This is a genomic window from Micromonospora sp. A200 (assembly GCF_029893845.1).
GTDB classification, from domain to species: Bacteria; Actinomycetota; Actinomycetes; order Mycobacteriales; family Micromonosporaceae; genus Micromonospora; species Micromonospora purpureochromogenes.
In genome coordinates this window covers 44,750-57,920 of record NZ_JARXXY010000014.1, presented here as the reverse complement: position 1 = coordinate 57,920, position 13,171 = coordinate 44,750, and the positions used below count along the sequence as shown (strand labels likewise).

Genomic DNA, 13,171 nt, shown 5'->3' with positions numbered 1-13,171 from the left:
CCCGGCCGCGCTTCAGATCCGGTTCTCCACCAGTCGACGGACAGCCGAGGCTGCGGCGCCGCGTGCCCAGTCCTCGAAGGTGTGCGGGCGCGTGACGATCCGGCAGCGGCCCGCCGCGCCGAAGGCGTGCTCGGCGAAGGCGGCACGCAGGTGCGCCTCGAAGAGGTCGAAGTCGCTCACCGCCTCGCCACCGATGATGACGAGTTCGGGCCCGGCGAGGTTGACCAGTGTCGCGATCGCGGTGCCGATCACGGTCGCGGCCTGCTCGAACGTCCGCACGGCGACGGGGTCCCCGCGGTGCGCCAGGTCGAGGACCTCGTCGATCGACAGTTCCCTGCCGTGTCCGCGCGAGACCTCGGCGACGATGGCGGGGGTGCCGGCGACAGCCTCGACGCAGCCGCGGCGGCCGCAGGGGCAGATCCGGTCAGGTGAGGTCAGCGGGAGGTGTCCGATCTCGCCCGCGACGCCGTAGGCGCCTTCGACGACCTCGCCGTTGACGTGCAGTCCGCTGCCGATGCCGCGGCCGATCGTGACGATCGCGAACGAGGCGGTGCCGACGCCCACGCCGAACCAGTGCTCGCCGATCGTGAGGGCCCGGACGTCGTTCTCGACCAGGACGTCGCGGTCGAGGCGGCCGGTGAGGATCTTCGCGAGGGGCACATCGGTCCAGCCCATGATCGCGGACTCGCGGACGACGCCGCTGTGCGCGTCGACGTCGCCGGAGACGGTGACCGCGACGGCGCAGATGCGTTCGGCCCGCCCGCCGAGTGTGTCCACGAGTGTGGTCGTGGTCGCCTCGATGGCGTCGGCGACGACGTCGAGCTTGGTGGAGTGCAGCGGGCGCCGGTCGCTGGCGAGGATGCTCGTCGTCAGATCGGTCGCGACGCCGACGATCTCGTCGGCGTTGACCTTGATGCCGATGAAGACCAGCGCGTCGGCAACGACCATGAGGGGGTTCGCCGGCCGCCCCGGCTGCCCGTCGCGCTGCGACTCGAGCTGGTTGGAGACGAGCCCGGCCCCGATGAGCGGTGCGACCGCCTTCGTGACCGCCGCCTGCGAGAGTCCGGCGAGCCGGGCGATGTCGATGCGGCTGATCGGGCCCCGCGTGAGGATGCTCCTGAAGACCTCGGCCGCCGCCGCCGACGCCCCTCGGAGCAGCGAGACCGCGGCGTCTGCGTCGTTCATTCCGGGATTCCTCTTGGTTGGACGCCGGTCAGGGCGTGGTAGCGCGTCGTCCGGGCACCATCGTAGTCAGCGAGCGGGGCGGAGCCGGCATGCGCCGACTCCGCCCCGGCATCGGTGTCACTCGGCGAGGATCTTCTCCGTCTTCGTGGCCATCTCCGGGAACACATCCTTGTCACGTTCGCCGCTGAAGTACGCCTCGAACATCGGCTGGATCGTGTCGGAGAGCTCCTGGCCGTTGGCCGTCGGCGGCGCCGGGTACAGCTCGCCGTTGTTCAGTGCGGCGACGAAGCCCGACAGGTCGAGCCCCTGCGCCTTCTGGGCGTCGACCGCGACCTGGAGCGACTTGGCGATCGACGGCAGGAACGTCGCGTCCGCGCCGGCGGCCGACTGGCAGGCCTCCGAGCCCATGTACGTGACCCACTTCCAGGTCGCGTCGAGGTTCTTCGTGCCGGCGTAGATGTTGTTGGCGTTCGAGTTGCTGATCATCGAGCGGCCCTTGGGGCCCTTGACCGTCGGTGCGATGCCCACCTTGGCGCCCGGGATCTTCGTGATCGAGGTGGCGTCCCACGTGCCGCCCTGCACCATCGCGACCGACCCCGAGCCGATCTGCTGGCTGCCCGCGACCGTCAGCTGCCCGAACTTGGGCATCAGGCCGCGCTCGCCGAGACCGCGCACGTACTCCAGGGTCTTGACGAAGTCGGGGTTGTCGTACGGGAACCGGGTCGGCCAGGCCGGCTTGTCACCGAGCCGCCAGCCGAGGGTCGACACGAACGGGTTCCACGAGGTCTGCCCGTTGAAGTCAGCGGCGGCGAGGCTGCCGATGCCGTAGGTGGCCACCTTGGTCTTGTCGAATCCGGGCTGGTCGCCGCGGACGCCGTTCTTATCGACGGTGAGGCGCCCGACGACGTCGTCGAAGGTGCCGCCGTCGTCGGGGTTCCACGTCATGCCCGTGATGTCGGCGTCGGTGAGGCCCGCCGCGGCGACCTTGTCCTTGTTGAAGTAGATCGCGGCGGCCGCCCAGTCCAGCGGGATGCCGTACTGCTTGCCGTCGGTGTACTTCCACGAGTCGACGCCGATGTCGAAGACCGACAGGTCGTACCCGGTCTTCTTGATCTGGTCGTCGAGGGCCAGGATCTGCTTCTGCCCGGCGTAGGCGCCGAGCAGGGGGACGCTGTTCTGGAACGCGTCGGGCGCCGCGCCCGAGACGAAGCCGGCGGTGAGCTTCGTGAAGTAGTCCTCCACGCCGTACTGGGAGATCTTGACGGTGATGCCGGGGTTGGCCTGCTGGAAGCCGGGCAGGCACTTCTGGTACGAGGCGGCCTGCCGCTCGTCCCAGGTCCACCAGTTGACCGTGCCGCCGCTGCTGCTGCTGCCGGAGTCTTCGCCGGTCGAGCAGGCGGTGAGTGTGACGGTCATGGCGACGAGCGCCAGCACCGCCGCGATCCGCTTCGGTTTCACGAGTTCCTCACTATGGGTGGCGGGGCGCCGTCACTGACGCCCAGTTGGGTGGGTGTGGGTGTGGTGGGTCTGCGGCGCCGGCCTGGATGCGGTGTCAGGTCGGCGCGGGATGGTCGGCGGGCCGTAGCGAGACCTCGCCGTGTGCCGGGACGTCGAGTTCGAGCAGCCGGTCGCCGTGCTCGACGACGACCCGGTGAGGGGCGCCGCGAACGTCGCGGATCACGGCGCTGGCGACGGCGCCGTCGGCCCAGGCGAGGTCGACCTCGAGCCCGCCGCGGGCCCGCAACCCGGCTACCCGGCCGCTCGGCCACTGCGCGGGCAGTGCGGGCAGCAGCCGGACGCGGCCGTGGTGGCTCTGCACGAGCAGCTCGGCGATCGCCGCCGTGAACCCGTAGTTGCCGTCGATCTGGAAGGGCGGGTGCGTGCTGAACAGGTTCGGCAGGAGCCCGCCCCACTCGGATCCGTCGACGGGGGCGAGCCGGCGGTGGTCGCGGTCGAACGCGGTGCTGGCCTCGAGCAGTAGCGCTCGGGCTTCGGCGGCGTCGCCGAGCCGGGCTCGGAGCGCGATCTTCCACGCCCACGACCAGCCCATCGCCCCGGGTCCGCGGGCGTCGAGGAAGCGGCGCGCCGCCTCGGCGAGGTCAGGCGTGCGGACGGGGTCGATGAGGTCGAGCGGGTAGAGCGCGACTAGCGGAGACAGGTGCCGGTGGTGCGGGTCCGCGTCCGCGACATCGGTCGACCATTCGCACAGCCGGCCGTCGGGGCCGACCCTGAGCTCCGGAAGACGTTCGAGGGCGGCGGTGAGGTCGCGGTCGAGCGGGTCGTCGAGGCCGAGTACGGCAATCGCCGAGCGGGCCCGCTCGAACAGGGCTCGGATGAGGGCGATGTCCGTCGTCGTCGAGACGCTGAGCGCTTCGGGCCGTCCATCGGAGCCGACGAACAGGTTCTCGGGCGAGGTCGAGGGGATGGTGCGCAGCCGGCCGCTCGCGGGGTCGTCGACGAGCCAGTCGAGGCAGAACAGCGCTGCCCCGCGCATGAGCGGCCACACGGTGTGCTCCAGCAGCTCGCGGTCGCCGGCGAACTCGTAGCGGTCCCAGAGGTTGTGGGTGAGCCAGACGCCGCCCATCATCCAGCTCGCCCAGCTCGGGGCGCCGTGACCCAGGCCGACCGGCAGGCTCCAGCCCCAGAGGTCGCTGTTGTGGTGGGCGACCCAGCCACGGGCACCGTAGAGGCGGGCCGCGACGTCGGAGCCGGTGCTGGCGATTCGTCGTACGAGTGCGGTCAGCGGCTCGGTCGAATCGTCGAGTCCCACGATCGGTGCGGCCCAGTAGTTCATCTGGGTGTTGATGTTGATCGTGTAGTTGGACGACCACGGCGGTCTGAGCTCGTCGTTCCAGATCCCCTGCAGGTTCGCGGCCGGGCTGCCCGAGCGCGACGACGCGGCGAGCAGGTAGCGGCCGTACTCGGCGAGCACGGTCGCCCGGAGGCCTTCGTCGTCGCCGTGCAGGATGTCGCGCTCGACGTCCCAGGTGCCGGCGCGCCGACCGCCGATCGCGAAGCGCGCCCCCGAGGCATGCTCCCGCACGTCGGCGAGATGCTCGGCGAACCGCTCGTGCGCCGTCTGCCGCAGGGCGGCCGTGACGTTCGAGCGGGCGCGCTCCCGGATCTCCTCGGGGGAGGAGATCCGCCAGCCGGCGCCGTCAGGGTCAGCCCACCACAGTCCGGCCCTGCTTGACGTCGACAGTGCGATCAGCAGCCGGCTCGCCCCGCGGATCCGCAGGGTGTCGCCGGCGGAACCCACGGTTCCGTCGCTTCGCAGCGCGACCGCCGCGGCCGCGAAGTGGTCGAAGCCGTCGGCTTCCGAGGACAGGTAGCGATGAGCCGGCTCCACCGCGGGTTCGTGCAGGGGCGCACCGTCGATCGGCGCGACCACGTCGAGGGTGATGCCGGTCGCGGCGGTGTCGCGGCCCGCCTCGCGCAGGCGCGTCGACAGGCGGAGGTCGACGTCGAGCACCGGCCGGTCGGCGAGGTACTCGACGAAGAGGCAGCCGGCGGGCGCGGAGGCGAAAGTGCGGCGGGTGACGGCGGCGCCGTCGACCACGAGCGCTTCGGTCACGTACGCGTCGTCGAGGTCGAGGACGCGGGCGGGCCGGCCTTCCGCCACGGCCGCGCCGCGCGTCTCGAGTTCCAGGTCGACGAAGGGCAGGAACTCCTGGGAGTACGGGCCCTCGACACTCATCAGGAGCGCTTCGGCGCGGCGGAGGTCCCCGGCGTCGATCGCCGACCGAATCTCGGCGAGACGTTCGGGTCCGGCCCCGCGCGCGACGAGGTCGGCGAGCGCGTCGGCCGGCCCGTCGGGGTGACCCGACCAGATGGTCGCATCGTTGACCTGGATGCGGGTTCGGGCGCCGCCGAAGACCATCGCGCCGAGGCGGCCGTTGCCCAGCGGCGTGGCCTCGACCCAGTCGCGTGCGGGTTGCCGCCAGGCGACGCGGAGGGTCCCGGCCGTCACTTGATCCCCGAGAAGCCGATGGAGTTGACGATGCGCCTGCCGAAGACCATGAACAGCCCGAGCATCGGCAGGGCCGCGACGAGCGTCGCCGCCATCAGTCCCGCCCAGTCGGGCTGGGCCTGCGGCGACGACTGCTTGAACACGGCCAGCGCGAGGGTGAGCGGTTGCACGGACTCGTCACTCGTCACGAGCAGCGGCCAGAAGTAGTCGTTCCACATCCCGATGAACCCGAGGATCGACAGCGTGATCATGGGCCCGCTCGTCATCGGGAGGGTGATGCCGAAGAGGATCCTGACCCGGCCGGCGCCGTCCAGCAGGGCCGCCTCCTCGGTCTCCGTCGGCAGGCCGAGCATGAACTGCCGGAGGAAGAAGATGTTGAAGGCCGAGAAGAGCGCCCCGGGCAGGATCATCCCGGCGAAGCTGTTGAGCAGGCCGAGCTCCTTCACGAGCACGAAGTTCGGCAGCAGGGTGAGGATGCCGGGAACCATGAGCGCGGTGAGGAAGAGGCTGAACATGACGTCGCGGCCCTGCCATTGCAGGCGCGCGAAGGCGTACGCGGCGATCGTGGAGAAGAACACGATGAGCGCCGTTGAGACCGTGGCGTAGATGAGGGAGTTGACGAGGAAGTGGCCGATCTCGACCGATGCGCCCGAGCCGCCCTCGGCAATGGACTCCTCGGTCGTCGCGAGCCCGAGCACCCGCTTGAAGGGTCCGAAGGTGAAGCCGACGGGCAGGATCGAGGCCGGGTTGGCCATCAGCGCGTAGTTGTCGGAGAGCGCGGTGCGCAGGATCCAGTAGAACGGGAAGATCGTCACGAAGAGGATGCCGATGAGGTACGCCCAGGCGAGGGCGCGACCGGTGGTGAAGCGGCGTCGACGGGTGGCCGAGGTGCTCATGCGCTGGTGTCCGATTCGCTCGCGCGCAGCAGGCGCATCTGCAGGAAGGTGATGACGATGAGGATCGCGAAGAGGGCGAACGACATCGCGGAGGCGTAGCCGAAGTCGAACTGGCCGAACGCCTTGCTGTAGATGTACATCTGCAGGACGTTCGAGGCGTTGGCCGGGCCGCCCTTCGTCGTGACCTGGACGATGTCGAAGACCTGGAACGCACCGATGACGTTGAGCACGAGCACGAGGGCGAGGATCGGGCGCAGCAGGGGGAGCGTGAGTCGGCGGAACATCTGCAGCTCGCTCGCCCCGTCGATGCGTCCGGCCTCGTAGACCGTGGCCGGAATGGTCTGCAGGCCGGCGAAGATGATGATCGAGGTGTAGCCCATCTGCTTCCACACGTTGATGAGCGCGATCGACGGGATCGCCCAGCCGCGGGAGGTCAGGAACTGTACGCCGTCGCCGCCGAGCGCCTCGAGGAGGATGTTGACGATCCCGAGCTGGGTGTCGAGCAGCCACGACCACACGGTCGCGGCGACGACCGCGGAGATGAGGAAGGGCAGGATGATGAGGCCGCGGACGACGGTCGATGACGTGAGGCGGTGCAGCACCGCCGCGGTGACGACCGACACGGCCATGCTGAGGGTCACCGAGAGCAGGACGAAGTAGACGGTCACGCCGAGCGAGGACCAGAAGACCTCGTCGTCCGCGAGCTTGACGTAGTTGTCCAGGCCGACCCAGGTGGGCGGGGTGAGGACCTGGAAGTCGGTGAAGCTCAGGTAGAAGCCGCGGAGCGTCGGGTAGACCGCGAAGACGGCGAATCCGATGAACGAGGGCGCGATGAGCACCCACGCGAGCCGTGCGTCGCCCCGGTGGGCCGGGGAGTTCGCGTTGATCGGGCGGCGGAGCGCCCTACGGCGCCGCGCCGCCTGTTGCGGTGGCCGCGTGTCGCGAGCCGTTGATTCCAAGAGCGCCATTGGTCTTCCTGCTCCCGCATGTTCGACCTGTCGTGCCGACTCGGCGGCGAGGTGCCCGATCTCGTCCTGCGCTTGCCGCGCCAGACTAAACATGATTAATTTACGGCGTCAAGTAACTCTCTTGTAACCGTCCACGGAGGCCGTGACCCATGCTTTCCGGCGCCGAAGCCGTACTCGCCCTCCGTGCCGGAGGCACCGCCCTCATCGTCGAGGTGCGTCATCCCACCCCCCGAGTCCTGCACTGGGGGGCGGATCTCGGAGACCCGACGGAGGTCCACGGGGACGATCTTCGGCTCACGGCGGAACCCGCGATCCTCAACAACTCTCCCGACGAACCCCGGGTCCTGTCCGTGTGGCCGAGCGAGTACGACGGCTGGTCGGGCACGACCGCGCAGTCGGGGAACGCGGCGGGGTACGCGACGACCCCGCGGCCCCTGCTCGAATCGCATCGCATCGATGTCCCCGACGACGAGGTCGGCGGCAGGATCGAGTTCGGATTCGTCGACCGGGTGACCGCCATCCGGTCCTCGCTCGTCTACGAACTGGACCGCTTCGGCGTGCTCGCCGTGCGGATGAGCATCGAACGCGACGCCGCTCTCCACCCGTCGACCGGCGGCGCCCCGTACACGCTCGACGGCCTCCTCGCCCTCATGCCCGTGCCCGAACGGGCCACCGAGCTGCTCGACTTCACCGGAAAGTGGTGCCGTGAGCGCGCCCCGCAGCGCACGCCGTTCGGGTTCGGTACGCACGCCCGCGCCACCCGTCGCGGCAAGCCCGGACACGACTCGCCCTATCTCCTCGTCGCCGGCACGCCGTCGTTCGGTTTCGGCCACGGCGAGGTCTGGGCGATGCACCTGGCGTGGAGCGGCGAGCAGCGCTACCTCGCCGAACGCCTCCCCGAGGGAGCCGGTGCCTTCTCCGCCGTCATCGGCGCGGGTGAGTCCCTGCGCTCGGGTGAGGTCCTGCTCGCCGACGGCGACCGCTACGAGGCGCCGACGGTGCTGTTCATCTGGTCCGATGCCGGCACCGACGGCCTCGCGGATCGCCTGCACCGCCGACTGCGCAGCCGGCCGAACCACCCCTCGACGCCCCGGCCGCTGGTGCTGAATACCTGGGAGGCCGTCTACTTCGACCACGATCTCGACCGGCTCACCCAGCTCGTGAAGCGAGCCGCCGAGGTGGGCGTCGAGCGGATCGTGCTCGACGACGGCTGGTTCCACCGCCGCCGCCAGGCCGACGCCGGCCTCGGCGACTGGTTCGTCGACCGCGACGTGTGGCCGGACGGCCTCGGCCCGTTCGTCGAGGTCGTGCGTTCCCACGGCATGCAGTTCGGGCTCTGGTTCGAGCCCGAGATGGTCAACCTGGACTCGGAGCTCGCCGAATTGCATCCGGACTGGATACTCGGGCCGAGCGCCGGTCTCGGGCCGAGCTCCAGGCAGCAGTACGTGCTCGACATCGCCCGCCCCGAGGCGTACGGATACCTTCTCACCCGCATCGACGCTCTCGTCCGTGAGCACTCGATCGACTACCTCAAGTGGGACCACAACCGCGACCTGATCGAGGCGGTCAGCCGCGAGGCGAGCGGCGACCGGCCCGGCGTCCGCCGGCAGACGCTCGCGCTCTACCGGCTCCTCGACGAACTGCGCGAACGGCATCCGGGCCTGGAGATCGAGACGTGTTCCGGCGGCGGCGGGCGGGTCGATCTCGGCATCCTCGACCGCACCGACCGGGTGTGGGCCTCGGACTGCAACGACCCGGTGGAACGCGTGCAGATCGAGCGGTGGACGCGGGCACTCGTGCCGCCGGAACTGATCGGCTCGCACCTCGGATCGGCCCGGGCCCACACCACCTCCCGCACGACCGACCTGTCGTTCCGGCTCGTCGCGTCGCTCACGGCGCACCCGGGTATCGAGCAGGACCTCACCGCCGCCAGCGACAGCGAACTCGCGACGATCGCCGCGTGGTCGCGGCTGTACCGGGAGATCCGGCCGCTCCTGCACACGGGACGGGTGGTCAACGCCGACCTCGCTGACGACGCGACCGCGCTCTACGGCACCGTCGCCCGCGACGGCTCGAGGGCCGTGTTCACCTGGGTGCGGTTCCAGAGCTCCGCGGCCGGTCAATCCGGCCGGGTCCGCTTCCCCGGACTCGACCGCACCGCCCGCTACCGGGTCGCCATCCGGGAGGAACTCGGCGCGGCGAGCCGGCACCAGGGGCGAGACCCCGAGTGGGTGGCCCGCGCCGCCGAACACCCGATCGAACTCTCCGGCGCCGTGCTCGCGGGCGCCGGCGTTCCCATGCCGACGCTCAACCCGCAGCAGGCGATGCTCATCGACATCGAAAGGGTCCCATGAACAAGCCGACCATCCTCTTCGCCGGCGACAGCGTCACCGACTGCGGGCGGCGTGAAGACCCGGCCGGGCTCGGCGACGGATACGTGCGCCGGATCGCCGAGACGCTGGGCAGCGAGGCGCACTGGGTCAACCGCGGCATCAGCGGCGATCGGAGCCGCGATCTCCGCGAAAGGTGGGACCGAGATGTGCTGGCGGCGCGGCCGACGCTCGTGAGCATTCTCGTCGGCGTCAACGACACCTGGCGACGCTACGACAGCGACGACCCCACCCCGGCGGCGGACTTCGAGACGAACTGTCGCGCGCTGCTCGAGCCACTCGCGGCCGACCAGGTCGGACTCGTGCTCATCGAGCCGTTCCTGCTCCCGGTTCGGGCGGAGCAGATCGCCTGGCGCGACGACCTCGAACCGAAGATCGCGATCGTCCGGAGCCTCGCGCGGGAGTACGACGCCGCGCTCGTGCCGGCGGACACGGCCCTCAACGCCCTCGGCGACGCAGCCGGCCTCGCGCCCGACGGCGTACACCCGAGTCATCGCGGTCACCAGGTGCTTGCGTCGCTGTGGCTGGAACACGTGACTTCCCAGTTGACGGCGGTGCTCCGGCGTCGGGGTGACGCGCCGCCTCGCCCCATGCCCGAAGCACCGGTGCCCGCGACATGATCGGCCGGGCGAATCGCAGTCCCCATAACCGAACCTACGGTTCGGTTACCTGCAACCGGGAAGGCAGCAGATCCGACCTGGTGTTACATGCCAAGTAAGGCCGTTCTACTTGCCCCGTACTCGAGCAGGAGACAGAAAAGATGGCGAAGGCATACTGGATCAACACCTTCCGGTCGATCAAAGACGAGAAGAAGCTAGCCGCCTACGTTGAGCTGGCCGGGCCGGCGATGCGCGCCGCGGGTGGCAGGTTCCTGGCGCGCGGACTTCCGGCTCGAGCGTTCGAGTCCGGAATCATGGAGCGCACCACGCTGATCGAGTTCGACAGTGTCGACGCCGCCGTCGCGGCCTACAACAGCCCCGCCTACCAGCAGGCGCTCCGGGTGCTCGACGACGGAGCCGAACGCGACCTGCGCATCATCGAGGCGCTTTCCTGAACGCACGCCGCCGGCGTTGAAGCCCCGCCTCCGGTTTTCACAGTTGTGGGCCGATCCTGCACACGTGGTATTGACGGATCTGCCAGGAACCCGCGCTGAGCTGGAGGGCCAGGGACAGGTACACCGGGGCTTCCCAGCCGGTGGGATCGCGGAAAACGACGTGGGCGAAACCACCAGCCGCCCCCTGGCCGATCGAGTAGGTGTGCAACACGGTCACGTCCGCGCTGCGATCGTCGGGTACGGCGCCGTAGTAGGCACGTACCATCTGCCGGCCGACGAGCACCTCGGGGCCGAAGCCGAGGAAGAGGGCATCCGGGTGGAACAGGTCGGCCATGGCCTCGACATCATGGTCGTCAAATGCTGCCTTCCACCGGCCGAGCACCTCGTCCATCGGATTGCTGGTCATGGGGCTCCTCGTTCTGGCATGACCTCGGCCGAGGGTGGTCCGGGCCTTCATCCGTCAATCGTGCCCGTTCGGCTCGCCGCTACTGAATGCTTTGAACATCTCGGACATCGCGGGGGATGGGCCGCTTCGCCGTTCGTGAATCGGGTCGCCGTGATCACCGGTGCGCCCCGAGGCATCGGGGCCAACCTCGTAATCGGGTACCGCAGGCTGGGGTACGTGTCACCGGGGCGACACGAACCATTGCGCCACCGCCGATGACGATCGGCCAGACCTTGAAGCTCACACAACTCTAGCTGTTTGGTGACCTCTTCGGGCTCGCCGAAGAGGTCACCACGAGCGGACACCGGTCAGTCAGTGCCTCAGGTTGTGGCGGACCCGCCTCAGGTTGTGGCGGACCCGCCTCAGGTGGTGGCGGACCGGGTGCCGACGCGGGTCACGAGGTAGCCGAAGGCCGCCGCGGTGAAGAACATGACGATGCCGTAGACGGCCCCCGGGATCGCCATCTGGGTGCTGTTGAGCAGTGCCGGGTTGAGCGCGATCGTGATGGCCAGCGTGCTGTTGTGGATGCCGATCTCGAACCCGGCCGCCGTCGCGGCGCTCCGATCGACCCCGGCCAACCGAGGCAATCCGTATCCGATCGCGAGGCTCAGCAGGTTGAACGCGAGCACGGCCAGGCCGACCGAGACGAAATAGTCGGCAATGTTCTCGCGTTCGCCAAGCACGGCACCGGCGATCACCGCGACGAGCACGACGATGGACAAGGTCCGTACCGGGCGGTTCAGGCGTTCGGCGACGCGGGGCACCCGGGCCCGGATCAGCATGCCGATCGCGACCGGGATGAGCACGATGGCGAACACCTGCAGCACCTTGTCGAACTGTAGGCCGACGCTCCTCCCGTCGGCCAGGAAGTGCCCCGCCGACAGGTTGACCACGATCGGCAGGGAGAACAGGGCGAGCACTGAGTTGATGGCGGTCAGGGTGATGTTCAGGGCCACGTGCCCGCCGAACAGGTGGCTGTAGAGGTTGGCCGTCGTGCCGCCGGGGGAAGCGGCCAGCAGCATCATCCCGACGGCCAGTTCCGGCGGTAGGTCGAAGGCGAGAACTAGGCCGAAGCAGAGCGCCGGCAGCACCAGCACCTGGCACACCAGCGCGATGACGGCGGCCTTCGGGTGTTGAGCTACCCGGCGAAAGTCCTCGATGGTCAGTCCGAGACCCAGGCCGAGCATGATGATGCCGAGGGCGATGGGCAGTCCGATCAGGGTCAAGGCTGAGTCCATGACATGACATCGTTACCACCCGGTAACGCCCTCACAATCCCCCATGTGGCTGGGTACGGCCGCCAGCGGCCGAAGACGCCGAGCTCGAATAGGGCGTAGCCGTACCGGGTCAACGCCCGCTGAGTGCAGTAGATCCGTACGCACCGGGCGGCGCCGGTGACCGCGACGTCGACACCGCGGGAGCGTGACGGTCACGCCCGGACGAGCGTGCCAAGTCAGCTCTTGACCGCAGAAGGTGATCGGCTTAGCTTCATCAATCAGAAAAGTCTCTTTACTGATTTCCCTCCATCCCTCGATGGGAGTGCCGATGCGACCATTCCGTCACCGCCGCCTCACCGCAGAGTGACGAGCCGGCGCGCCCGCAACACCCGGGGTAGGTGCCGGATCAAGGCCGCGAGGACAGCTCGGTCCGCCCAGTCCAGTCGTGGCCTCGGATGCTGCCGTCGCAGGACCGCGTTCTCGTGGCGCAGGACAAGGATCTCCACCTCCTTGGCCGATGGTGTCCGGGTGAACAGGATCAGCCAACCGGCGACCCGGCAGAACACGAGATACAGCGGACGAAATCCTACGATCACGATCATCGCCCACGATGCAAGGCATCGCGTTCACCCAGTTCAGCGACCTTGACCCAGTTTGGTACCCCACAGGCCGTGAAGCTGCCGGCTTGTTTATCTACGGGTACGGGACCGCCGCAATGGTGTGGCATTCCGCTCCGTGGACGAGATCGGAAGGCCGGGAGCTACAGCCCAGCGGCGTCGAGTGTCTTGAGAAACGTCGGTCGGCGTTTGTGCTCGATGCGCAGTTCCGCCAGGTACCGCGGGAACGCTGCGGGTTCTCCGGTCGCCTGGTACACCGCCCCCAGCGCCGGTAGTAGGGCGACGGCCCGCCGGTAGCGCCGCTTGTCGGCCGAGTTGAGGATCGCCTGCTCGACGTAGGTCCCGGTACGGCTGGATCACCTCCGCCGGATGCGTCACGGCCCGTCGCTCGAGCAGAGTCTGCCACTGCGCCCCACCGATCGACCGCCG

11 protein-coding genes are annotated in these 13,171 nt (G+C 69.3%); 3 read left to right on the top strand and 8 right to left on the bottom strand.

The window, feature by feature from the left end; all coding sequences use genetic code 11:
* Positions 1 to 12: 12 nt before the first annotated feature.
* The 5 genes from M2302_RS15515 to M2302_RS15495 form a co-directional block, all read right to left on the bottom strand.
* Positions 13 to 1,185 (bottom strand): ROK family transcriptional regulator, encoded by a 1,173-nt coding sequence (locus tag M2302_RS15515; protein ID WP_280838608.1) that lies wholly within the window; start codon positions 1,183 to 1,185, stop codon positions 13 to 15.
* Positions 1,186 to 1,302: 117 nt separating this feature from the next.
* A complete protein-coding gene (locus M2302_RS15510) occupies positions 1,303 to 2,643 on the bottom strand; it encodes a sugar ABC transporter substrate-binding protein (RefSeq protein WP_280838607.1) in 1,341 nt (446 codons plus the stop codon).
* A 94-nt stretch (positions 2,644 to 2,737) separates the two neighbouring features.
* Positions 2,738 to 5,155: a glycoside hydrolase N-terminal domain-containing protein gene (locus M2302_RS15505; RefSeq protein ID WP_280838606.1), complete on the bottom strand. Its 2,418-nt coding sequence runs from the start codon at positions 5,153 to 5,155 to the stop codon at positions 2,738 to 2,740.
* The gene (locus M2302_RS15500; protein WP_280838605.1) at positions 5,152 to 6,051 is read right to left on the bottom strand and encodes a carbohydrate ABC transporter permease; all 900 of its coding nucleotides are present in this window, start codon (positions 6,049 to 6,051) and stop codon (positions 5,152 to 5,154) included. Before M2302_RS15500 ends, M2302_RS15505 begins: the two co-directional genes overlap by 4 nt.
* Positions 6,048 to 6,890: a sugar ABC transporter permease gene (locus M2302_RS15495; RefSeq protein WP_280838604.1), complete on the bottom strand. Its 843-nt coding sequence runs from the start codon at positions 6,888 to 6,890 to the stop codon at positions 6,048 to 6,050. Before M2302_RS15495 ends, M2302_RS15500 begins: the two co-directional genes overlap by 4 nt.
* 278 nt (positions 6,891 to 7,168) lie before the next feature.
* On the opposite strand from M2302_RS15495, the gene M2302_RS15490 reads away from it, so the two are divergent.
* The 3 genes from M2302_RS15490 to M2302_RS15480 all read left to right on the top strand — a co-directional run bounded on the left by M2302_RS15490 (position 7,169) and on the right by M2302_RS15480 (position 10,463).
* The gene (locus M2302_RS15490) at positions 7,169 to 9,373 is read left to right on the top strand and encodes an alpha-galactosidase (RefSeq protein WP_280838603.1); all 2,205 of its coding nucleotides are present in this window, start codon (positions 7,169 to 7,171) and stop codon (positions 9,371 to 9,373) included.
* A complete protein-coding gene (locus M2302_RS15485) occupies positions 9,370 to 10,029 on the top strand; it encodes an SGNH/GDSL hydrolase family protein (protein ID WP_280838602.1) in 660 nt (219 codons plus the stop codon). Before M2302_RS15490 ends, M2302_RS15485 begins: the two co-directional genes overlap by 4 nt.
* A gap of 140 nt (positions 10,030 to 10,169) precedes the next feature.
* Positions 10,170 to 10,463 carry a DUF1330 domain-containing protein gene (locus tag M2302_RS15480; RefSeq protein ID WP_280838601.1) on the top strand — a complete coding sequence of 98 codons (294 nt, stop codon included), beginning with the start codon at positions 10,170 to 10,172 and terminating at the stop codon, positions 10,461 to 10,463.
* Between the two features lie 37 nt (positions 10,464 to 10,500).
* Here M2302_RS15480 and M2302_RS15475 read toward each other — a convergent pair whose 3' ends face one another.
* The 3 genes from M2302_RS15475 to M2302_RS15465 all read right to left on the bottom strand — a co-directional run bounded on the left by M2302_RS15475 (position 10,501) and on the right by M2302_RS15465 (position 12,727).
* Positions 10,501 to 10,869, bottom strand: coding sequence for a nuclear transport factor 2 family protein (locus tag M2302_RS15475; protein ID WP_280838600.1), 369 nt, complete (start codon positions 10,867 to 10,869; stop codon positions 10,501 to 10,503).
* Positions 10,870 to 11,270: 401 nt separating this feature from the next.
* On the bottom strand, positions 11,271 to 12,146 hold the full coding sequence (locus tag M2302_RS15470) for a bile acid:sodium symporter family protein (RefSeq protein ID WP_280838599.1): 876 nt from the start codon (positions 12,144 to 12,146) through the stop codon (positions 11,271 to 11,273).
* A 332-nt stretch (positions 12,147 to 12,478) separates the two neighbouring features.
* Entirely contained in the window at positions 12,479 to 12,727 is a 249-nt protein-coding gene (locus M2302_RS15465; RefSeq protein WP_280838598.1) for a hypothetical protein, read from the bottom strand.
* Positions 12,728 to 13,171: the final 444 nt, after the last annotated feature.

Coding starts and splice junctions, on each gene's coding strand:
- M2302_RS15515 (WP_280838608.1), bottom strand. CDS start 1,185: ATGAACGACGCAGACGCCGCGGTCTCGCTGCTCCGAGGGGCGTCGGCG.
- M2302_RS15500 (WP_280838605.1), bottom strand. CDS start 6,051: ATGAGCACCTCGGCCACCCGTCGACGCCGCTTCACCACCGGTCGCGCC.
- M2302_RS15490 (WP_280838603.1), top strand. CDS start 7,169: ATGCTTTCCGGCGCCGAAGCCGTACTCGCCCTCCGTGCCGGAGGCACC.
- M2302_RS15485 (WP_280838602.1), top strand. CDS start 9,370: ATGAACAAGCCGACCATCCTCTTCGCCGGCGACAGCGTCACCGACTGC.
- M2302_RS15480 (WP_280838601.1), top strand. CDS start 10,170: ATGGCGAAGGCATACTGGATCAACACCTTCCGGTCGATCAAAGACGAG.
- M2302_RS15475 (WP_280838600.1), bottom strand. CDS start 10,869: ATGACCAGCAATCCGATGGACGAGGTGCTCGGCCGGTGGAAGGCAGCA.
- M2302_RS15470 (WP_280838599.1), bottom strand. CDS start 12,146: ATGGACTCAGCCTTGACCCTGATCGGACTGCCCATCGCCCTCGGCATC.
- M2302_RS15465 (WP_280838598.1), bottom strand. CDS start 12,727: ATGATCGTGATCGTAGGATTTCGTCCGCTGTATCTCGTGTTCTGCCGG.